We start from the raw sequence: 20950 nt of genomic DNA on the forward strand, positions 1-20950 counted from the left end.
GTAAACTTTTATTCCTTCGCCGTGGCGGGTATAAATTGAAGGAGAACTTGCTATGGCTGACGAAAATGATTAATGAGCTAAGTGAAAGGGGAGATTGGATTGAAGATTTCTTATCACGGACATTCTATTGTAAAGATTTTGACAGGCGGAAAGACAATATTAATTGATCCTTTTATTACTGGAAACGAGTTAACAGATCTTGACGCCGCCAGTGAAAAACCGGATTACATTATTCTTACACATGCGCATGGCGACCATGTTGGAGACACAGTCCCGCTGGCCAAGGAAAATGGGTCACTGGTGATTGCGAATGCTGACCTTGCAACCTATCTTGGATGGCAAGGTGCTCAAACACATGGCATGAACATCGGCGGTGCCTATGAATTCGATTTTGGGAAAGTGAAGTTTACCCAGGCCTTTCACGGATCAGGCTACGCCACAGATGATAAGCAAATTATCTATGGCGGCATGCCGGCTGGCGTTCTCATTATGGCTGAAGGAAAAACGATTTACCATGCAGGAGATACTGGGCTGTTCTCTGATATGAAGCTGATCGCTGAAAGACACCCAATTGACCTCGCTTTTCTTCCAATCGGGGATAACTTTACAATGGGGCCGGAGGATGCTGCAATCGCGGCAGAGTTTTTGCAGGCAAAAACAGTCGTCCCTATCCATTACAATACTTTCCCGCCGATCAAACAGGATCCTGAAGCGTTTATCGGAATGCTCAAAAGGAAGAACGGAAAAGTGCTGCATCCTGGGGAAAGTATGGAATTGTAAAAATAGAGAGGCTACGCACCCCGCTGCCTGGAAGTCAAAAATCAGTAAAAAAAGATTGGAAAACTTTACGAAGAAAAGCCGGCAGGTTTCATTTTGAAGGCTGCCAGCTTTATTTTGTAGGTCGATTTTTTATTCCGAAACAGGGCCAGGGTGATTTTTTGTTAAGACATGCATAAGGTATAAAAAGACTAATTATACCGGAGGCGATGATTATGAACAAAAATCGATACCTTTTATGCTTCCTCCTGTGCGGGCTGATGCTTTATTATGCCTTGCCGCGGCTGTCTTTCACAGCTTTGGGGCCTGAACGGCTTTTTACTTGGGCATGGCTGCTGCTGGCAATGCTGACAGCTGCAGGCAACCTTTCTGCTTTTTTGTACACCCCTCGAAAACGCAAGGAAAAGCCAGCCCAAAAACTTCCATACAGCAATTTGGAGGCCAGGGGAAGAGGGTAGGGACGGGAGTGTTAATTGAGCGATTGGAATAAATAATAGCGCCATGAATTGAATACAGGCTTTTTACACTTTATAATGAAGAATAGGAAAAAAGTATTTGTCCGGAATTCTAACTATAAAGGGTGAAAGTCTTGGCAACGAAGCATGAACAAATCTTGCAGTATATAGATGAACTCCCTATCGGCGAAAAAATATCCGTTCGCCAGATCGCCAAGGCGATGAGTGTCAGTGAAGGAACAGCCTACCGTGCTATCAAGGACGCTGAGGTCAAAGGGTATGTCAGCACCATTGAACGGGTCGGAACCATCCGGATCGAAAGAAAAAAGAAAGAGAATATTGAAAAGCTCACATATGCCGAGGTTGTTAATATCGTTGACGGCCAGGTTCTCGGAGGGCGTGCAGGACTTCATAAAACGCTGAACAAGTTTGTCATTGGTGCAATGAAACTTGAAGCGATGATGCGCTATACCGGTGCCGGAAATCTTCTGATTGTCGGGAACAGGGACAGGGCCCATGAACAAGCCCTGAAAGCTGGGGCGGCTGTCCTGGTAACCGGGGGGTTTGATGCTGAGGACCATGTGAAGAAGCTCGCGGATGAGTTGCAGCTTCCTGTGATATCCAGCAGTTATGACTCTTTTACCGTTGCCACAATGATCAATCGGGCCATTTATGACCAACTTATCAAGAAAGAAATCATTCTGGTCGAGGACATCCTAACGCCTGTAGAAGATACTGTCTATCTTAAAACGGATGATACTGTCGGCGACTGGTTCAGATATAAGGAAGAGACATTTCACAGTCGTTTTCCGGTCGTGGACAAAAACATGAAAGTGCAGGGCATGGTTACTTCAAAGGATATAATGGGGGACGATCCTGAAACTCCTATCGAGAAGATTATGACAAAGGGCCCGATGACGGTAGGCGGGAAAACGAGTGTCGCTTCTTCCGCCCATATGATGGTTTGGGAAGGAATAGAAGTGCTTCCCGTGGTGGATGACTCCAACCGCCTTCAAGGAATGATCAGCAGGCAGGATGTGCTGAAGGCACTTCAAATGATTCAGCGTCAGCCGCAGGTTGGGGAAACGATCGATGATACGGTGACAAGTCAAATGACTTTATCAAAGGGAAAGACAAAGGAAGAAGATATATTCAGGTGTGCTGTTACTCCGCAGATGACGAACCATCTCGGCACGATTTCCTATGGGGTATTTACAACAATTGTAGCCGAATCTGCGAACAGGGTATTGAGAGGATATAAGAAGGGTGATCTCGTAGTCGAGAATATCACGATTTATTTTATCAAGCCCGTCCAAATTGACAGTACGCTCGATATTTACCCAAAAATTCTCGAAGTAGGCAGGAAATTCGGCAAGGTGGATGTAGAAGTTTATAATGACGGGACGCTCGTTGGAAAAGCGATGATGATGTGTCAGTTGATTGACCGACACTAAGCGCTCCGGAAAAACATAAAAGCCAGTCTGAGTCGACCGGCTTTTATGCATCTCTATAGATTTCTGCTTTTTTCCGCTTCCTCAGCCGCAATTGGAAGGATATGGCGATACGACTTATATCCCGCCCAAATATTCAGGCCGCCCAGCAAGACGAAAATAGCTGATATAATATAAGTAACGGTCGTTTGGTACAGGAAGATCTGGTTCACTCCAAACAGGGAGACGAACAAACCCAATGCGATTCCCGATTTTGAGGTCAAGAATTGTCTCTCGGCAGGAAGAGTGCTCCGTACGAACTTTATTTTATAGAATACATACATAGAAAATGAAATTACGATAAACAGAACGAGTATTGGCATTGATATTTCCCCCATCTGAAAAATCTTCTCTTAATTTTAACGATTTTTCGGTTGAAAAGCCATCATTCTGTTTTATGGTGAAACCTATAAACATTAAAGGAGCCAGTTATGAAAGAGCAAATTTATCAAGCGATATTAAAATACGAGACAATTATTATCCATCGGCATGTTCGACCAGACCCTGACGCCTATGGTTCGCAGGGAGGGCTAGCCGAAATTTTAAAAGCCTCTTTTCCTGAAAAGAATATATATACTGTCGGACTTGAAGAAGAAACACTCAATTTTATGAGAAGGCTTGATTCCATCCCTGATGAAACCTATAAAGGGGCATTGGTGATTGTATGTGATACAGCGAATCAGGAGCGGATCTGTGACAGTCGCTACACGCTTGGAGAGAAATTGGTCAAAATTGACCACCATCCGAATGAAGATGCGTATGGCGACCTTCTCTGGGTTGACACGGATGCCAGTTCTGCAAGTGAAATGATCTATGAGTTTTACCTGGAGTTCCGCTACAGGGGCCTCGGATTTTCGGATGAGGCAGCAAGGCTTCTATTTGCAGGAATTGTGGGGGACACTGGCAGGTTTCTATTTCCAAGTACCACTGACAAAACATTCGCCTATGCAGGTGAACTGATCCATTATAATTTCTCGAGAACCGAATTGTTTGACCGGATGTATGAGCTCTCCCCGAATGTCGTCAAGCTGAATGGCTATGTCCTTCAGAACTTCACTGTCCATCAAAACGGAGCTGCTTCGGTCAAAATGACGTTGGAACTTCTGAGGGAATATGGCGTCAGGCCTTCCGAAGCATCGCTTCTTGTCAGTGAGCTTGGGAACGTTAAAGGAGTGAAAGCTTGGGTCTTTTTCATCGAGGAAGAAGATCAAATCCGTGTCAGGCTGCGCTCCAAGGGCCCTGTGATCAACGGATTGGCCAGGAAGTACGGAGGAGGCGGCCACCCGCTCGCTTCTGGAGCATCCATACATAGCTGGGCTGAATCAAAAGATGTCATTGGAAACCTCGTCGAATTGTGCGGCGCGCATGGGCATTCAAAATAACCTTATAAATGAATTACCGCCCTCATATGGGGGCGGCTTTTATTCATCAAGGTGCACTTCAAGTATGATGGTGACCGTGGTAAAAAACAGCATCGATTTTGTTTCAAGCCTGTATCGCTTTCCGTTCAGCTTAATGACTTTATTCCCGATCATTTTATGGATCATGTCCCTGCTTTTATAGACAAAATCCAAGTCTTTGGCAATAAACACGTTTAAATCGTCCTTCACTTCTTCCTCTGACTCGAAAACACCGAGTGTATCAAGTTCGTATTTTTCAGCGTTGGAAATTTCCACTTTAATATCCTGGACTTTCAACAGTTCGATATTTTTGTCGTTCAGTTTCCGGTCATCTTCTTGATAAATTTTCAATCCACTTTCAAGCTTTTCAATCACTTCAGCTTGTTCTGCAATCTTCATGGATTTCTCCTCCATCCACACCCCATGTACATAAAGGAAAATAAGCCAGCTTATGGCTCCTCCAAGCGCCATGCCTGAAAAGAACCGCTTCCATGCGGGATTCCGGTAATAGGGAGGAATCCTCATCTATATGTGCTCCAGCGTCAGCCATTTAATAATAAGGGCCCCTGTCTGCGCTCCGCCCATCGCTGCTATGATCAGCAGGAATTGCTTGAAAATATCCTTTGTTTCTCCTTCAAGAAAGCCGCGTTCAAAACTATAGACAGTATCAAATGTTCCCCCGATCGCTGCGATGATTGCCCAGATGCGGATGGAATCTGAAAATCGCGAAATCTCCGTCATAAGCGGCTGACCGGTGAGGAATGAAGCAATGCCCCCGATAAGCGAGCCGCCAAGCAAGACACCGAGTGCGATAAAATAACTTTCGAGCAAATGTGCGAAAAACGGCTGATTCATATGATTATCCCCTTACCCACATATTTGTCCCGGATAATTCATTCTATGGACAAAGTAAAAAAATTATGTTAAAACTTTCCCGTTCGAAAATGAGAACATATTTTCTTTTTTGCCTATATAGCAATATAATGAAACAAGAGAATACTAAAAGGGTGTGAGCAAAGTGTCTTTTATCCATCTCCATGTATATAGCGCATACAGCCTGCTGGCAAGCACGGCTTCCGTTGAGCAGCTTGTCGCCAATGCAGGGGCAAAAGGATACTCTGCACTTGCACTGACGGACATGAACAACATGTACGGAGCTATTAAGTTTTATAAGGAATGTTCCAAGCGGTCCATTAAACCGATACTCGGGGTGACGGTAGATGTCGCTGGAAGGGATGAAAGCGGCAAATCTTATCCAATTGTACTCCTTGCTAGCAACAATACAGGTTTCGGGAATCTGATTAAGATAACGAGCGCAGTCCAGACAAAGTCGCCCGAAGGAATTCCTGTGAAATGGCTGAGGCACTATGCTTCCGGACTATTTGCGCTGTCACCAGGCCATGCAGGGGAAATTGAACATTGGGCCGAACAGGGAGAAGACGACAGGGCAAAAGAAGCAGCACTTTTTTATGAAGGTATTTTTGGTAAGGGGCGCTTTTTCATTTCCTTGCATGACCAAGGGCTGGAAGGTCAGAGGGATGTTATGGAAAGGCTGGCTGTTCTTGCTCGCGAGGCAGGAGTCAAAACAGCTGCTGCCAATACAGTCCATTATCTTCAAAAGGAGGATGCTTTTGCTCAGGAGTGCCTTCTGGCAATCAAAAATGGGACGAAGCTTCAAGATGATGACAGGGAGAAACTTGGCAGCAGCGAATTTTACTTGAAAACATCTGCGGAAATGGCTGAGTTATTTTCTGACTATCCCGACGCCTTGGAAAACACCTTGAAGATTGCGGATGAATGTAATGTCATGATAGATCTTGGATCAAGGCATCTGCCGAGTTTTCCAGTTAGAAAGGGGGAAACGGCAGAAGAGATTCTTGACCGGCTGTGCAGGGCAGGACTGACAGAGCGATATGGCCATCCTGAAGAAGAGCATAAGGAGAGGCTTGAGTACGAACTTTCCGTTATCAAAAAAATGAATTTCAGCGACTACTTCCTGATTGTCTGGGATTTCATGAAATTTGCCAGAGATAACGGCATCCTTACAGGGCCAGGTCGTGGTTCGGCAGCGGGTTCGATTGTAGCATATTCCCTTTATATAACAGACGTCGATCCCATTAGGCATAAGCTCCTTTTTGAACGTTTTCTGAATCCTGAAAGAATTACGATGCCGGATATCGATATTGACTTTCCCGACCACCGGCGAGACGAAGTCATTGATTATGTAGCGGGAAGATACGGCAGGATGCATGTAGCCCAGATTGCCACATTCGGGACACTTGCGGCAAAAGCAGCTGCCAGGGATGTTGGCAGGGTTTTTGGCCTGAACAGCAATGAACTTGACAGGCTTTCAAGACAAATCCCGTCAAAGCCCGGAATCACACTGAAAAGTGCCTACAAAGAATCGGAAGGGCTCAGGACATTTGTTAAGGAATCTGAAACAAATCAAAAGCTTTTTGAAACAGCCCTGAAAATTGAAGGGCTGCCGCGGCATACGTCGACGCACGCGGCTGGTGTGGTCATTAGCGAAAAACCGCTTCCAGATGTCATTCCCATTCAGAAAGGTCATGGAGATGTCCTTCTTACCCAGTATTCAATGGAGGATGTAGAAGAAGCAGGATTGCTTAAAATGGACTTCCTAGGTTTGCGGAATCTTTCCCTCATTGAAACGATCCTAAGTTCCATTGCAAGAAAAACGGGACGCAAAATTGATATCAGGACAATACCGCTCAAGGACGAAGAAACATATAAGCTGTTAAGCCGGGGAGAGACCACAGGGATTTTTCAGCTCGAATCAGATGGAATGAGGAAAGTGCTGACAAGGCTGCTTCCGTCGGCTTTTGAAGATATTGTTGCCGTGAACGCCCTCTACCGCCCTGGCCCTATGGAAAATATTCCGCTGTTCATTGACAGAAAGCATGGAAGAAAACCAATAGAATATCCCCATGCTGACCTGAAGGATATCCTTGAAGACACGTATGGTGTCATCGTCTATCAGGAGCAGATTATGCAGATTGCCTCGAGGATGGCAGGCTTTTCACTTGGAGAAGCTGACCTGCTTCGCCGGGCGGTTAGCAAGAAGAAGAAAGACGTGCTTGACAGGGAAAGGGCGCACTTTTTACGGGGAGCCGCCGGAAAAGGATACGATGCCAAAGTTGCAGGAACGGTTTATGATTATATTGTTCGGTTTGCCAACTATGGGTTCAACCGCAGCCATGCAGTTGCCTACAGTTTCATTTCCTACCAGCTGGCCTACCTGAAGACGCACTATCCCGTCCACTTCATGGCTGCACTCATGTCTTCTTCTGCCGGCAATGAAGCAAGGGTTTCCCAATATGCTAGAGAACTGAAGCATATGGGCTATTCGTTGCTCCCGCCGTCGATAAACAAGAGCGGATACAGCTTTTTGCAGGAGGAAAGAGGAATCAGGTACAGCCTCGCAGCAATCAAAGGTGTGAGCGGAGCCAGCCTGAAAGAAATTTTCAGAGTTAGGAAACAAAAGCCTTTTACTGACCTTTTCGATTTTTGTATTCGTGTCCCTCAAAAGGCTATTAACCGAAAAACGATGGAAGCTCTCGTAAACTCAGGTGCATTCGATGAATTTGGCCATGACAGGGCAGTCCTGCTGGCTACTCTAGACGTTGCAGCGGAGCATGCCCAGCTGGTCGCGCCAGAAGGAGACGAACAGGCGGACCTGTTTAACGGCAATGAGTTCAAGATCGTTCCTAAATACGTCCAGGTCGACCCACTCCGGGTTGAAGACAGGCTTGCTTTAGAGAAAGAGGCTCTGGGCATTTATCTGTCGACACACCCCGTTTCGATGTTTGAAAAAGAACTTGCTGCGGCAGGCGCCGTCCCTGCTTCGGGAGGAAGTGCCGGAAGAAAAGCCAGGGTTGGAGCCTATATGATCGGTTTGAAAAAAATCCGTACAAAAAAGGGAGAATCGATGGCGTTTTTGACCTTAAGCGACGCGGGCGGAGAAACGGAAGCTGTCGTTTTTCCGGATGTTTACAGGCGATTCAGTCAGTTACTTATTCAGGGACAGGTCGTTCTCCTTGAAGGGAAGTTTGAGGAGAGGGGAGGAAACAGCCAGTTTATTATTCAAAGTGTCCTTGACATTGAAAAGGAAGCCAGCCAGGCCGCATCCAAGGAACATAAGCTGTATTTGAAGGTGGAAAAGGAACTGTCTAGTCCTGAAAAGCTGAATAATTTGAAGCTCATCCTGAAAAAGTATAAAGGCTGTATACCGGTGATCCTCCATTATGCATCAATAGATAAAACGGTTCTTCTAAGTGAAGAATATCAGGTGGATGGAAGCGCCGGCTGCCTCGAAGAACTCGGAAGTTATCTCGGGAGTAAACACGTTGTCCTGAAAAAATAGACCTTTACAACCTTAATAGATATGTTATATTGATAAAAAGACTGTGGTCAGACCACCAGGGAGATGCCAAAATCTAATAAGGCATTCCTTTTTATGGACTAAGGAGTGAAATAATCGTGACATTACGCGAAGAAGCATTACATATGCACAGGCTGCATAAAGGAAAACTTGAATCGAAATCAAAGGTATCCGTCCGGAATGCCAAAGATTTGAGTCTTGCCTATTCACCAGGCGTTGCAGAACCGTGCAAAGAGATTTATGACAAGCCGGAAACTGTATATGAATATACGATGAAGGGAAATATGGTTGCTATCGTTTCAGATGGAACGGCCGTTCTCGGACTCGGAAATATCGGTCCGGAAGCTGCCCTTCCGGTTATGGAAGGCAAAGCGGTCTTGTTCAAGAGCTTCGCAGGAGTGGATGCATTCCCGATTTGCCTTGGGACAACCGACATTGATAAAATTGTAGAAACAGTGAAGCTGCTTGAGCCGACATTCGGGGGAGTTAATCTCGAGGATATCGCTGCACCGAACTGTTTTGCCATTGAAGAAAGGCTAAAAAAGGAAACAAATATCCCTGTCTTTCATGATGATCAGCACGGAACCGCAATCGTGACAACGGCAGGGCTTGTCAATGCATTGAAACTGACCGGAAAGAAAATGAATGAAATAAAAGTGGTTGCTAACGGGGCAGGAGCTGCCGGCATAGCCATCATTAAGCTGCTCTACACTTATGGTGTTAGGGACATTATCATGTGCGATACGAAAGGCGCTATTTATGAGGGCCGCCCGCACGGTATGAACAATATTAAGAATGAGGTAGCGAAGTTTACAAATAGGGACAGCGTGCAAGGAAGCCTTGGCGATGCCATCAAGGGAGCAGACGTCTTCATCGGTGTTTCAGCAGCCGGGGCACTTACTGCTGAAATGGTTAAAACTATGAACCAGGATCCTATAATCTTTGCAATGGCCAATCCTGATCCTGAAATCATGCCTTCAGAAGCAAAGGCTGCAGGGGCGAAAGTCATCGGCACTGGTCGTTCGGATTTCCCGAACCAGGTCAATAACGTGCTTGCTTTCCCTGGGATTTTCCGAGGAGCGCTTGATGTAAGGGCGACTCATATCAATGAAAAGATGAAGGTGGCTGCAGTGGAAGCCATAGCCGGCCTTATTAGCGCTGACGAATTATCATCCGACTATGTCATTCCCGGGCCGTTTGATCCGCGCGTAGCTCCAGAAGTGGCGGCAGCAGTAGCCAAAGCAGCGATGGAAACAGGCGTAGCGAGAATCAAAGTAGATCCGGAAGAGATCAAAGAGCGGACGAGAAAGCTCGCTATCATTGATAAAAGTGAGTGATTCGGATGAACCAGCCTGAATCAAACACGAAGGTATATATTGAGATTGTCAGACAGCTGAGGGTCATGATTGAAAAAGACGGCCTGAAAGCCGGGGACAAAATTCCTTCTGAACGGGAACTCTCAGAGCGCCTCAATGCGGGGCGCTCCTCCGTCAGGGAGGCTTTAAGAGCGCTTGAACTTCTCGGCCTGATTGAGACAAGGCGGGGAGAGGGAACCTTTATGAGGGACTTTCGGGGCAACCAGCTTGTGCAGCTTTTGAGCACTTTTATCCTTCAGGATGAAAAGGCGAAAAAAGATGTTGTGGAAACAAAAAAACTGATTGAAATGGACTGTCTTCAGCTAGCTTCATTAAAAAGAGGCCACGAATCATATGGCCTGAAAGAATGGGTGCTGAAGCAGGAAGACCTAAAGGATGACTGTTTTTTTCAAAAGGTAGCAGAGCTTGCGAATAACCATCTCCTGTTCAGGATATGGCAAATTCTTAAAGACTACTACCATTCCCTTCAAATGGAAATTTCCGAGCCTTCGGGTGAATTATACGTCAAGCTTGCAGAAGCGCTCGAAAGCGGAGATCAAGAGACAATCCTAGCTGCGTACAGAAAGTTGCGGAATTTGTCGGTGGATTAACGACATTTTACTACAGACATCTATTTTGTCTTGTTTTATAGTATAGGACATGCTTCTAAAAAAAGATAAAGGGATCCTTTATTTTTATTTTGGCGGCTTGGCCGATTTTTTTCTTATCAGTGGTCTGGCCACGCTGGAATAGGATTGGATACTAGGCTTTCGAAATTAACAGCGATTATTGAGGGAGGTTTCACCTTGCTGAAAGAGCTTTTTACAAAATCAAAGAAGAAGAAATATGCAACAATACCTTCTGAAAGTGCGAAACAGGATGTTCCAGAAGGAATCATGACGAAATGTCCTAACTGCAAAAAGATTATGTACACGAAGGAACTTTTAAAGAACTTGAAGGTGTGCTTCCATTGCGGTTACCATCATCAGATGGATTCAAAGGAACGGATACATAGCATTGCCGATCCGGGAACGTTCAAGGAATTGGACAGGGAGATGGTTTCAGAAAATCCTCTTGGATTTCCGGGGTACGAGGAAAAGCTTGAGCAGGACCGAAAGAAGACCAAGCTTAATGAGGCTGTTGTCATCGGGACTTTGAGAATCGGGGAACAAGAGGCGGTCATCGCTGTTATGGATGCCACCTTCAGGATGGGGAGTATGGGTTCTGTAGTAGGTGAAAAAATCACAAGGGCCATTGAAAAAGCGGATGACCTTCGCGTTCCATTTATTATTTTCACCGCATCGGGAGGAGCCAGGATGCAGGAGGGCGTCTTAAGCTTGATGCAGATGGCGAAAACCAGTGTGGCTCTGAAAAGGTTCAGTGACCATGGGGGACTTATTATTTCAATCATGACCCATCCGACAACAGGAGGCGTTTCCGCGAGCTTTGCTTCGCTTGGTGACTTTAACCTTGCAGAGCCTGGGGCTTTGATAGGCTTTGCGGGCAGAAGAATCATAGAGCAGACGATTCGCGAGGACCTGCCGGAGGATTTCCAGACTTCAGAATTCCTGCTTAAGCACGGGCAGCTTGATGCTGTCATTTCAAGGCTGGATCTGAAAGAGAAGTTGACAGGCATTCTACAAATTCATCAGCCAGGAGGTCGGTTCGATTGGCAGGAGATTTAGCATTTGAAAAACCGGTGATTGAGCTTAGAAAGAAAATTGCGGAGCTTAAGGAATTTACACGAAATACAAATGTGGATCTTTCTTCCGAGATCGAGAAGCTTGAAGCCCGTCTTGAAAAGCTTGAAAAGGATATTTATGAGAACATTCAGCCTTGGGATCGTGTCCAGATTGCACGCCATCCCGAAAGGCCGACATCACTTGAATATATCTCCCGCCTGTTCACGGACTTTTTTGAGTGCCATGGTGATAGAACGTATGGGGACGACGAGGCGATTGTTGCTGGAATTGCCAAATTTCATGGCTTGCCCGTCACCGTTATTGGACACCAGCGCGGGAAGGATACAAAGGAAAATATTCGCCGCAACTTCGGCATGCCTCATCCGGAAGGGTACAGAAAAGCCTTAAGGCTGATGAAACAGGCAGAGAAATTTAGGCGGCCCATTATCTGCTTTATTGACACAAAAGGAGCCTATCCGGGAAAAGCTGCAGAGGAAAGAGGACAAAGTGAAGCCATTGCAAGGAACCTGTTTGAAATGGCCGGACTGCGTGTCCCTGTTGTATGCATTGTTATCGGTGAAGGCGGAAGCGGCGGCGCACTTGCACTTGGTGTAGGAAATTGCATCCATATGCTCGAAAATTCGACATACTCTGTTATATCTCCTGAAGGAGCTGCAGCCATTCTTTGGAAAGATGCAAGTCTTGCCAGGAAAGCCGCTGAAACCATGAAAATAACCGCTCCAGACTTGAAAGAGCTTGGCATTGTCGATTGTATCATCCCCGAGGTCAAGGGGGGCGCGCACAGGGATGTTTCCATGCAGGCAAGAGAGATAGATACGGTACTGACAAACTCACTAAAAGAGCTTTGCACTTTTTCAGAGGAAGAACTTGTGAATCACCGCTATGATAAATATAAATTGATTGGACAATATTCGTTTCTGAATGAGTATATAAGGGTAAATTAATAGCGTGCCAAAGGGCACGCTTCTTTTTTTAAAAAGGTAGGATAAAATATCACTTCGAGGATTGTCCAGATTTATCACCTTCGCCTGGATTTTGCTCCTTGAAACGGGCGATTCACCTTTTTGTATAAAATTTAGGAGACTGGCAACGATATAAAACGCTTGCATTATACCGACAATTCCGTCTATGCAAGGAACTCAAGGATTCTGTTGAGATAGGGTTACCTTCGTGGTATTTTAGAAATATTAAAAGGCAAGATGTTTATACTAGTAGATATTGCTTCGGTCAGATGGCTGCATTTCGGTTATGGGATTATTTTGTTATACATAGAACTCTAAATGAGGTGAGTAATCATGAAAAGGATTGGTGTTTTGACAAGTGGCGGCGATGCTCCTGGCATGAACGCTGCAGTGAGGGCTGTAGTCAGGAAGGCCATTTACCATGGCGTTGAGATTTATGGTGTTTTTGGTGGCTATGCCGGTTTAATCAGCGGAAATATTAGAAAATTGGAACTTGGATCTGTCGGGGATATCATCCACCGTGGAGGAACTTTTCTGTATTCTGCACGCTGTGAGGAATTCAAGACAAAAGAAGGCCAGGGAAAAGGCATTGAACAATTAAAAAAACATGGAATTGAAGGGCTTGTTGTCATAGGTGGAGATGGGTCCTATATGGGGGCAAAAGCTCTTACAGAGCATGGATTTCCATGTGTAGGCATTCCTGGAACAATTGACAATGATATCCCGGGGACGGAATTCACTATTGGCTTTGATACAGCACTTAACACTGTCATTGATGCAATCGATAAAATCCGTGACACAGCTTCATCCCATGATCGCACATTTGTTATTGAAGTAATGGGAAGAAACGCCGGCGATATCGCTCTGTGGGCTGGTCTCGCCGGCGGAGCCGAAACCATTCTGATTCCAGAGGACGAGTATGACATGAAAGAAATCGCGAGCCGGCTTAAAAAAGGGCATGAGCGCGGTAAAAAGCATAGTATCATTATTGTCGCTGAAGGCGTAATGAGCGGCTATGAGTTCGGCAAACAGCTAAAGGAAGAGACCGACTTTGATACAAGGGTGACGGTCCTTGGTCATGTCCAGCGAGGAGGAACGCCGACTGCCTTTGACCGGGTGCTTGCAAGCCGCCTTGGTGCCAGAGCTGTGGAACTTCTAATGGAAGGCCGCGGAGGCAGAGCAGTAGGTATCGAGAAAAACCAAATGGTTGACTATGATATCATTGAAGCATTGGCGAAGAAACATACGGTTGACCTGAACCTGTACAAATTGTCAAAAGAGCTTTCCATTTAATAAACTTTTAAATTCCTTTTCAAAAATCAGGAGGTCAAATAAAATGCGTAAAACGAAAATAGTGTGTACAATTGGCCCTGCAAGTGAAAGTATCGAAATGCTTACACAACTCATAGAAGCCGGTATGAATGTTGCAAGACTCAATTTTTCCCACGGGAACCATGAAGAGCATGCACAGCGTATCGTGAATATTCGTGAAGCAGCTGCTAAAACTGGAAGAAATGTTGCAATCCTGCTTGATACAAAAGGTCCGGAAATCCGTACAAACGACATGGAAAACGGGGCTATTGAACTAAAGGCGGGCGGGAATGTCATTGTCTCGATGGTAGAAGTGCTTGGAACAGCTGAAAAATTCTCTGTTACATATGACAGATTGATCGACGACGTTCAAGTCGGAGGAAAGATTTTGCTTGATGACGGCTTAATTGGCCTTGAAGTGACTGGAATCGATAAAGCGAACAGAGCAATCCAGACAAAAATTCTTAATAGCGGCATTTTGAAAAATAAAAAAGGTGTCAATGTTCCGGGTGTATCCGTACAGCTGCCTGGGATTACCGAAAAAGATGCCCAGGATATCCTTTTCGGAATCGGGCAGGGAGTCGATTTTATTGCTGCTTCTTTTGTCCGCAGGGCTTCCGATGTTCTGGAAATCCGTAGGTTGCTTGAAGAAAACAACGCTACATACATCAATATCATCCCTAAAATCGAGAACCAGGAAGGCGTTGACAATATCGACGAAATCCTTGAGGTTTCTGAAGGCCTGATGGTAGCGCGCGGTGACCTTGGGGTGGAAATTCCGGCAGAGGAAGTTCCTCTTGTTCAAAAGCGTTTGATTAAAAAATGCAACGCACTCGGGAAGCCTGTCATTACTGCAACTCAGATGCTTGACTCGATGCAGCGCAATCCAAGGCCAACACGTGCGGAAGCAAGTGACGTGGCTAACGCTATTTTTGATGGAACAGATGCAATCATGCTCTCCGGGGAAACGGCAGCTGGACAATATCCAACTGAAGCAGTTCAAACGATGCACAATATTGCTTCCCGTACGGAGGAGGCATTGAATCATAAGGATTTGCTGTCATCCCTCAGCAAGGAATCCGAACATACCATCACGGACGCGATTGGACAATCGGTGGCACATACTGCTCTAAATCTTGACGTAAATGCGATTATCACTCCAACCGAAAGCGGTCATACTGCACGGATGATCTCTAAGTACCGCCCTAAGGCGCCGATTGTGGCGGTTACCTCGAAAGACCATGTTTGCCGCAGGCTGGCGCTTGTATGGGGCGTGTATCCGCAGCTTGGAAAAGGAGCGGAAACAACGGATGAGATGCTTTCCACAGCTGTAGAGGAAAGTGTGAACAGCGGACATGTAAAACATGGCGATTTAGTTGTCATTACCGCAGGGGTTCCTGTTGGTGAAGCCGGCACGACTAATCTGATGAAGATTCATGTGGTTGGGGATATTATTGCCAAGGCACAGGGAATCGGTCGGAAATCCTCCTATGGAAGAGTGGTCCTTGCAAGAGATGCGCAGGAAGCACTTACTAAAGTAAAGGAAGGTAGCATCCTTGTGACAATCGGTTCCGACCGGGACATGGTACCTGCAATTGAAAAGTGCAGTGCCCTGATCACTGAAGAAGGCGGACTGACTAGCCATGCGGCAGTTGTCGGTTTGAATCTTGGCATTCCTGTTATCGTTGGCGTCGAAAATGCCATGAATCTTTTCAAAGACGGCCAGGAAATCACTGTCGATTCATCAAGAGGAGTTATATACAACGGGCATGCAAGCGTACTGTAATGAAACAGGGACGGATTTTCCGTCCTTTTTTTCGTACTTCTCTGATACGCTTGTTGCTATTCACCGGTATTCCCCGGTAAAATGAACTGATAGGGGGCGTGCTAAATGAGGTATTTCCTGATGATTCTCATCGTAGTTCCAGCTGCTGAAATTGGCATACTAATGTTTTCAGGGAAAACTATAGGGTTAATTCCGACCATTGCGATGATTATTCTGACAGGTGTAATAGGAGCTGCTCTTGCCAAGAAGCAGGGCATGGAAACACTCAATAAAGTTCGCTACAATCTGGGCAGGGGCGTTATGCCGGGTGAGGAAGTCCTTGATGGCATCTGTATCCTTGTAGGGGGAACTCTCCTGCTAACACCTGGATTTCTGACAGACATTATGGGTTTTTTCCTTCTTGCCCCTCCGACGAGGAGGCTGTTCAAGCCTTTATTGCAGCGAACTTTCCGCCGCTGGATGAACCGGAACACGATCATTATCCGATAGACACGAGAACGCCCGCATCTAAGCGGGCGTTTTTTGAAGGAATGGAATCTCATCATTTTTTTCTTCAACTCTTGATATAGGTCCAGAGATCGCGGAACACATGGGCTCTCTGCAGTGCGTTAAGAATGACAAGAAGGACAGGGCCGGCAATAAGGCCGACAAACCCGAGAAGCTTAAAGCCTGCAAACAAAGCGATCAGAGTAGCAAGGGGATCGAGCCCGATGCTGGAAGAGAGGATTTTCGGCTCCATGATCTGTCTTTGGACAAGGACAACAACATAAAGGACGCCAAGGCCTACAGCCAGACCTATTTCACCCGCGACGACTTCGTATATTATCCAGGGAACGAAAACAGCCCCTGTTCCAAGATACGGGATGATATCAACTATTCCTGTGACCAGGGCGATGGTAATCGCATAGTCCACCTTTAGAACCAGGAGGCCGATGAGGACAATGACTGTAGTCATTGAAACTAAGGTTGCCTGGGCTTTAATAAAACCAAACAAAGCCTTTTTCAAATCTTCGAACACTGTTTTTCCACTAGCTTTGGCACGCTTTGGCAAAATGCTGTTACTCATAGCTGATAAGCGGTACCAGTCCTTACTGATGAAAAAGGTGCCGAGCAACGAAAAAATCAGCACCGTTGCTGCATTTGGGAACCATGAAAGAATATTGGGGATATTTTCAAAGAACGCTTTGATGAACTCCCCGGCGGTCGACCCGATTCTTGCTCCTACATTTTTGATATTCGCCAAAATAGTATCCTGCTGCCCTGCATCAAGGCTTTGGAAAATTCCCGCAAGGTTGTTATAGAAAGGGATCACTTGTGCTGCAAACAACTCTTCCATAAAACGGATCAGCGTATCCAGATGAATAGGAACAACCTGTGCCAGGTATTCAGCCCCTGATACAATCTCGGCTACAAGCAATGTCAAAAGGCCTGCAAAGACAGCGAACAGCATGGTCAAAGACAGAAGAACAGCGAGGCTTCTGGGCAGCTTTCCTTTTGTTTGGAGGAGGTTGACGAGCGGATTAATCAAAAAAGCAATGAAAAACCCAATGAGAAATGGGTAGATTATTTTAGATAGGTAATAGAACGAAAACACACAAACAGTGACAGTCCCTGCTACTAACAAAAGCCTGAATGTCCTTGAAAGATAAACCTGATTCAATTCTTTATCACTCCTTTGTCCAACGGCAATTAGCTGACGAAGGCAGTTTTCCATAAAGTATATGGGCATGTACGCCAAAAGATTCATTTACGCCAAAATGCTTCTCAATGGCTAAACAATTTTGATGGAGTCTCAATTATTGGTAGCAACATTCACGTTATGCTAAAATAATTTTAGGAAGGTGAGAAATATTGGGATATCAGCCGCTTCTTTTTTTAGGCCTCCTGCTGGCCATTTCTCTTATTGCAAAAAACCAGTCGCTTATTGTAGCGGTAGGTGTACTCCTCATCATGAAGCTTGCAGGTGTTGATTCAAAAGTCTTTTCCGCGCTTCAGGGAAAAGGGATCAACTGGGGAGTGACGATCATTACAATTGCTGTGCTTGCACCGATTGCGAGCGGTGAAATCGGCTTTAAAGACCTGTCGGGAGCTTTCAAGTCCCCATATGCCTGGATTGCACTCATTTCCGGCATGCTTGTTGCTCTGCTTGCCAAAGGAGGGGTTACGCTATTGGCGGAGGACCCGCATATCACCACTGCTCTTGTCCTTGGAACCATCCTAGCGGTGTCCCTGTTTAAAGGAGTTGCGGTTGGACCGTTAATTGGAGCGGGAATAGCCTTTGCAGCAATGAGGCTGTTTGAATGGATCAAATAGTTTTTTTGTACAATAATAAAATTTTTTCAAATAAGTTGTTTTCATTCACAAAAGTCTGATTATTGTTTATAATAGGACTTGTATTTATAACCATAGTTAAATGGTTGGAAATGCCCGATGACCCAAACCGGTTTTTAGGAAAGAAGAAATGTAAGCATTTTCTTTTTATGCCGGCCTTCCGAGCAAACGCTCGGTTTCCTTTGAAAATTGGCTGAAAGCGGAGCAAATTATTGGGCGATCTTTAAGGATTGAAACTTTTATTTTTTATGAAGCCGGAATCCGAGGGTTTCGAACTGAGAGAAATACAGGCAAATGGTATGGGGAAATTTACTACACAAAGGAGAGATTGAGGATGACAGTAACACGCGGTCTTGAAGGGGTAGTGGCAACCACCTCCTCTATCAGTTCTATCATTGATGACACACTGACATATGTAGGCTACGATATCGATGACTTGGCTGAAAATGCAAGCTTTGAAGAAGTAATTTACCTTTTATGGCATAGAAAGCTTCCGGTTCAGTCGGAACTAGACGGATTGAAAAAAGAGCTAGCACAGAATATGGCTCTACCGAAGGAAGTTCTTGAGCATTTCAAAATGTATCCTATCGAATCAGTGCATCCGATGGCGGCGCTTCGTACAGCTGTATCCCTTCTCGGCCTTTATGATGAAGAAGCTGATGTGATGGAGGAAGAAGCGAATTTCCGAAAGGCGGTCCGCCTCCAGGCGAAAATGCCTGCAATTGTAACTGCTTTCGCCCGTATCCGGAAAGGGCTTGAACCGATTGCGCCAAGAGAGGATCTTAACTTCGCGGCAAACTTCCTTTATATGCTGACAGGAAAAGAGCCTGAACCAATTGCAATTGAAGCTTTTAACAAAGCGCTTGTGCTTCATGCTGACCATGAGCTGAATGCATCTACATTTACCGCCCGTGTATGCGTTGCGACACTGTCAGATATATATTCCGGCGTTACTGCTGCAATCGGTGCATTGAAAGGGCCATTACACGGCGGGGCAAATGAAGCCGTTATGAAGATGCTGAAAGAAATCGGTACTCTGGAAAACGTTGAACCTTATGTTCGTAAAAAACTGGAAAATAAAGAAAAAATCATGGGCTTTGGCCACCGTGTGTACAGAAAAGGCGATCCAAGGGCAAAGCACTTGCGTCTAATGTCCCAGAAGCTTACTGAACTGACAGGAGAGCCGCACTGGTACCAAATGTCCACACAAATCGAAGGAATTGTCACCGGGGAAAAGAATCTGCCGCCAAATGTTGATTTCTATTCGGCGTCCGTTTATCACAGCCTCGGAATTGACCATGATCTGTTCACACCGATTTTTGCCGTCAGCCGTGTCTCCGGTTGGCTTGCGCATATCCTGGAACAGTATGAAAACAACCGCTTGATCCGTCCGCGTGCAGAATACAACGGTCCTGGCATGCAGAAGTATGTGGAAGTTTCGCTGCGTGGTTAATTAATAGAATTGCAGTGCGCAGCGTTTTACTTTTTTGATAGAAACTGCTGTAATAGAATGGTATAGAAAAGGATTTTCGGCTCCAAACTGGTGATTTGGATTGACGGAAATCAAGTATTGGAAAGAATGGAAGGTTTCCGTAAGGTTCCTTCCATTCTGCCGAATGAACTAAAGAGGGAGAGATACAGATGCAAGGTGAAAAAATCACGGTCAAAGACGGAGTATTGAATGTACCTAACAATCCAGTCGTTCCATTTATAGAAGGGGACGGCACTGGCCCAGATATTTGGGCTGCATCAGTAAGAGTCTTGGATGCTGCTGTTGAAAAAGCATACAAAGGCGATCGCAAAATTGTCTGGAAGGAAGTACTTGCAGGCGAAAAAGCATTTAACAAGACAGGCGAATGGCTGCCTGCGGAAACACTTGAAGCAATCAATGAATACCTTATAGCAATCAAAGGGCCTTTGACTACACCAGTTGGCGGAGGGATCCGCTCATTGAATGTAGCGCTGCGCCAAGAGCTTGACCTTTTCGTATGTCTGCGTCCTGTCCGCTGGTTTGAAGGAGTACCATCGCCAGTTAAGCGTCCACAAGATACAGACATGGTTATTTTCCGTGAAAATACGGAAGACATCTATGCTGGAATCGAATATGCATCCGGCAGCGACGAAGCGAAAAAAGTAATCGACTTCCTTCAAAATGAAATGGGCGTAACGAAGATCCGTTTCCCTGAAACATCCGGCATCGGAATCAAGCCAGTGTCCAAGGAAGGAACAGAGCGTCTTGTACGCGCTGCACTCAATTATGCCATTAAAGAAGGCCGAAAATCACTGACCCTTGTACATAAAGGCAATATCATGAAGTATACAGAAGGTGCCTTCAAGAACTGGGGATACGAGCTTGCTGAACGCGAATTCGGAGAAAAAGTGTTTACATGGGTACAGTATGACCGCATCAAGGAAGAACAGGGCAGCGATGCTGCAAATCAAGCACAGGCAGATGCAGAGGCAGCTGGCAAGGTCATCGTGAAAGATTCTATTGCTGATATCTTCCTGCAGCAAATCCTTACACGTCCGCGCGAGTTTGATGTAGTAGCAACAATGAACCTCAACGGTGACTACATTTCTGATGCTCTTGCTGCACAGGTAGGTGGAATCGGAATCGCACCTGGAGCAAATATCAACTATGAAACAGGACATGCGATTTTCGAAGCTACTCATGGAACGGCTCCAAAATATGCAGGTCTTGACAAAGTGAATCCTTCTTCCGTCATCCTCTCAGGCGTCTTGATGCTTGAACACCTTGGCTGGACAGAAGCTGCAAATATGATTGTCAAATCGATGGAAAAATCGATTGCATCTAAAGTCGTCACATATGATTTTGCCCGTCTGATGGATGGAGCGACTGAAGTGAAAGCTTCAGAGTTCGGTAATGAATTAATCAAAAACATGGAATAGTATTTTGGAGGGCTGTTCCGACAATGGAATGGCCCTCTACATAAAAAATGAACAAAGCAATAGGAAAGCAG

At 45.6% G+C, this 20950-nt stretch carries 19 protein-coding genes; 15 read left to right on the plus strand and 4 right to left on the minus strand.

Annotated features, from left to right (window positions below; translation table 11 throughout):
- Nucleotides 1–99: 99 nt before the first annotated feature.
- From D1970_RS16675 to D1970_RS16685, 3 genes are all read left to right on the plus strand, one after another.
- Entirely contained in the window at nucleotides 100–780 is a 681-nt protein-coding gene (locus D1970_RS16675; protein WP_119113997.1) for a metal-dependent hydrolase, read from the plus strand.
- A gap of 212 nt (nucleotides 781–992) precedes the next feature.
- A complete protein-coding gene (locus D1970_RS16680) occupies nucleotides 993–1235 on the plus strand; it encodes a hypothetical protein (RefSeq protein WP_119113998.1) in 243 nt (80 codons plus the stop codon).
- Between the two features lie 131 nt (nucleotides 1236–1366).
- On the plus strand, nucleotides 1367–2686 hold the full coding sequence (locus D1970_RS16685; protein WP_119113999.1) for a CBS domain-containing protein: 1320 nt from the start codon (nucleotides 1367–1369) through the stop codon (nucleotides 2684–2686).
- A 53-nt stretch (nucleotides 2687–2739) separates the two neighbouring features.
- Here the strand turns inward: D1970_RS16685 and D1970_RS16690 are convergent, their stop codons facing one another.
- Nucleotides 2740–3045, minus strand: coding sequence for a YtpI family protein (locus D1970_RS16690; RefSeq protein ID WP_119114000.1), 306 nt, complete (start codon nucleotides 3043–3045; stop codon nucleotides 2740–2742).
- A 108-nt stretch (nucleotides 3046–3153) separates the two neighbouring features.
- On the opposite strand from D1970_RS16690, the gene D1970_RS16695 reads away from it, so the two are divergent.
- Nucleotides 3154–4104, plus strand: coding sequence for a DHH family phosphoesterase (locus D1970_RS16695; protein ID WP_119114001.1), 951 nt, complete (start codon nucleotides 3154–3156; stop codon nucleotides 4102–4104).
- 39 nt (nucleotides 4105–4143) lie between these two features.
- On the opposite strand, the gene ytrI is transcribed toward D1970_RS16695, so the two are convergent.
- Nucleotides 4144–4647 carry a sporulation membrane protein YtrI gene (gene ytrI, locus D1970_RS16700; RefSeq protein ID WP_119114002.1) on the minus strand — a complete coding sequence of 168 codons (504 nt, stop codon included), beginning with the start codon at nucleotides 4645–4647 and terminating at the stop codon, nucleotides 4144–4146.
- Nucleotides 4648–4977, minus strand: coding sequence for a sporulation membrane protein YtrH (ytrH, locus tag D1970_RS16705; protein ID WP_119114003.1), 330 nt, complete (start codon nucleotides 4975–4977; stop codon nucleotides 4648–4650).
- Nucleotides 4978–5140: 163 nt separating this feature from the next.
- Here ytrH and dnaE point away from each other — a divergent pair, with 163 nt between their 5' ends.
- The 8 genes from dnaE to D1970_RS16745 all read left to right on the plus strand — a co-directional run bounded on the left by dnaE (nucleotide 5141) and on the right by D1970_RS16745 (nucleotide 16127).
- On the plus strand, nucleotides 5141–8503 hold the full coding sequence (gene dnaE, locus D1970_RS16710; protein ID WP_119114004.1) for a DNA polymerase III subunit alpha: 3363 nt from the start codon (nucleotides 5141–5143) through the stop codon (nucleotides 8501–8503).
- Between the two features lie 116 nt (nucleotides 8504–8619).
- Nucleotides 8620–9858 carry an NADP-dependent malic enzyme gene (gene ystJ / locus D1970_RS16715; RefSeq protein ID WP_119114005.1) on the plus strand — a complete coding sequence of 413 codons (1239 nt, stop codon included), beginning with the start codon at nucleotides 8620–8622 and terminating at the stop codon, nucleotides 9856–9858.
- Nucleotides 9859–9863: 5 nt separating this feature from the next.
- Complete coding sequence (locus tag D1970_RS16720) at nucleotides 9864–10487, plus strand: FadR/GntR family transcriptional regulator (protein WP_119114006.1); 624 nt, start codon at nucleotides 9864–9866, stop codon at nucleotides 10485–10487.
- A 195-nt stretch (nucleotides 10488–10682) separates the two neighbouring features.
- Nucleotides 10683–11561 carry an acetyl-CoA carboxylase, carboxyltransferase subunit beta gene (accD, locus tag D1970_RS16725; protein ID WP_119114007.1) on the plus strand — a complete coding sequence of 293 codons (879 nt, stop codon included), beginning with the start codon at nucleotides 10683–10685 and terminating at the stop codon, nucleotides 11559–11561.
- The gene (gene accA / locus D1970_RS16730; RefSeq protein WP_119114008.1) at nucleotides 11546–12523 is read left to right on the plus strand and encodes an acetyl-CoA carboxylase carboxyl transferase subunit alpha; all 978 of its coding nucleotides are present in this window, start codon (nucleotides 11546–11548) and stop codon (nucleotides 12521–12523) included. The genes accD and accA overlap by 16 nt, the downstream gene beginning before the upstream one ends.
- 351 nt (nucleotides 12524–12874) lie before the next feature.
- On the plus strand, nucleotides 12875–13834 hold the full coding sequence (gene pfkA / locus D1970_RS16735; protein WP_119114009.1) for a 6-phosphofructokinase: 960 nt from the start codon (nucleotides 12875–12877) through the stop codon (nucleotides 13832–13834).
- A 43-nt stretch (nucleotides 13835–13877) separates the two neighbouring features.
- Nucleotides 13878–15638 carry a pyruvate kinase gene (gene pyk, locus D1970_RS16740; RefSeq protein ID WP_119114010.1) on the plus strand — a complete coding sequence of 587 codons (1761 nt, stop codon included), beginning with the start codon at nucleotides 13878–13880 and terminating at the stop codon, nucleotides 15636–15638.
- Between the two features lie 105 nt (nucleotides 15639–15743).
- Nucleotides 15744–16127: an FxsA family protein gene (locus tag D1970_RS16745; protein WP_119114011.1), complete on the plus strand. Its 384-nt coding sequence runs from the start codon at nucleotides 15744–15746 to the stop codon at nucleotides 16125–16127.
- A 64-nt stretch (nucleotides 16128–16191) separates the two neighbouring features.
- Here the strand turns inward: D1970_RS16745 and ytvI are convergent, their stop codons facing one another.
- On the minus strand, nucleotides 16192–17298 hold the full coding sequence (gene ytvI, locus D1970_RS16750) for a sporulation integral membrane protein YtvI (protein ID WP_119114012.1): 1107 nt from the start codon (nucleotides 17296–17298) through the stop codon (nucleotides 16192–16194).
- A 191-nt stretch (nucleotides 17299–17489) separates the two neighbouring features.
- Between ytvI and D1970_RS16755 the strand changes: the two genes are divergently transcribed.
- From D1970_RS16755 to icd, 3 genes are all read left to right on the plus strand, one after another.
- The gene (locus D1970_RS16755) at nucleotides 17490–17951 is read left to right on the plus strand and encodes a DUF441 domain-containing protein (RefSeq protein WP_119114013.1); all 462 of its coding nucleotides are present in this window, start codon (nucleotides 17490–17492) and stop codon (nucleotides 17949–17951) included.
- Nucleotides 17952–18303: 352 nt separating this feature from the next.
- The gene (gene citZ, locus D1970_RS16760; RefSeq protein ID WP_119114014.1) at nucleotides 18304–19422 is read left to right on the plus strand and encodes a citrate synthase; all 1119 of its coding nucleotides are present in this window, start codon (nucleotides 18304–18306) and stop codon (nucleotides 19420–19422) included.
- 188 nt (nucleotides 19423–19610) lie between these two features.
- A complete protein-coding gene (gene icd, locus D1970_RS16765; protein ID WP_119114015.1) occupies nucleotides 19611–20879 on the plus strand; it encodes an NADP-dependent isocitrate dehydrogenase in 1269 nt (422 codons plus the stop codon).
- Nucleotides 20880–20950: the final 71 nt, after the last annotated feature.

The organism is Mesobacillus zeae (assembly GCF_003570705.1).
In the GTDB taxonomy this organism is placed as follows: domain Bacteria; phylum Bacillota; class Bacilli; order Bacillales; family Cytobacillaceae; genus Mesobacillus_C; species Mesobacillus_C zeae.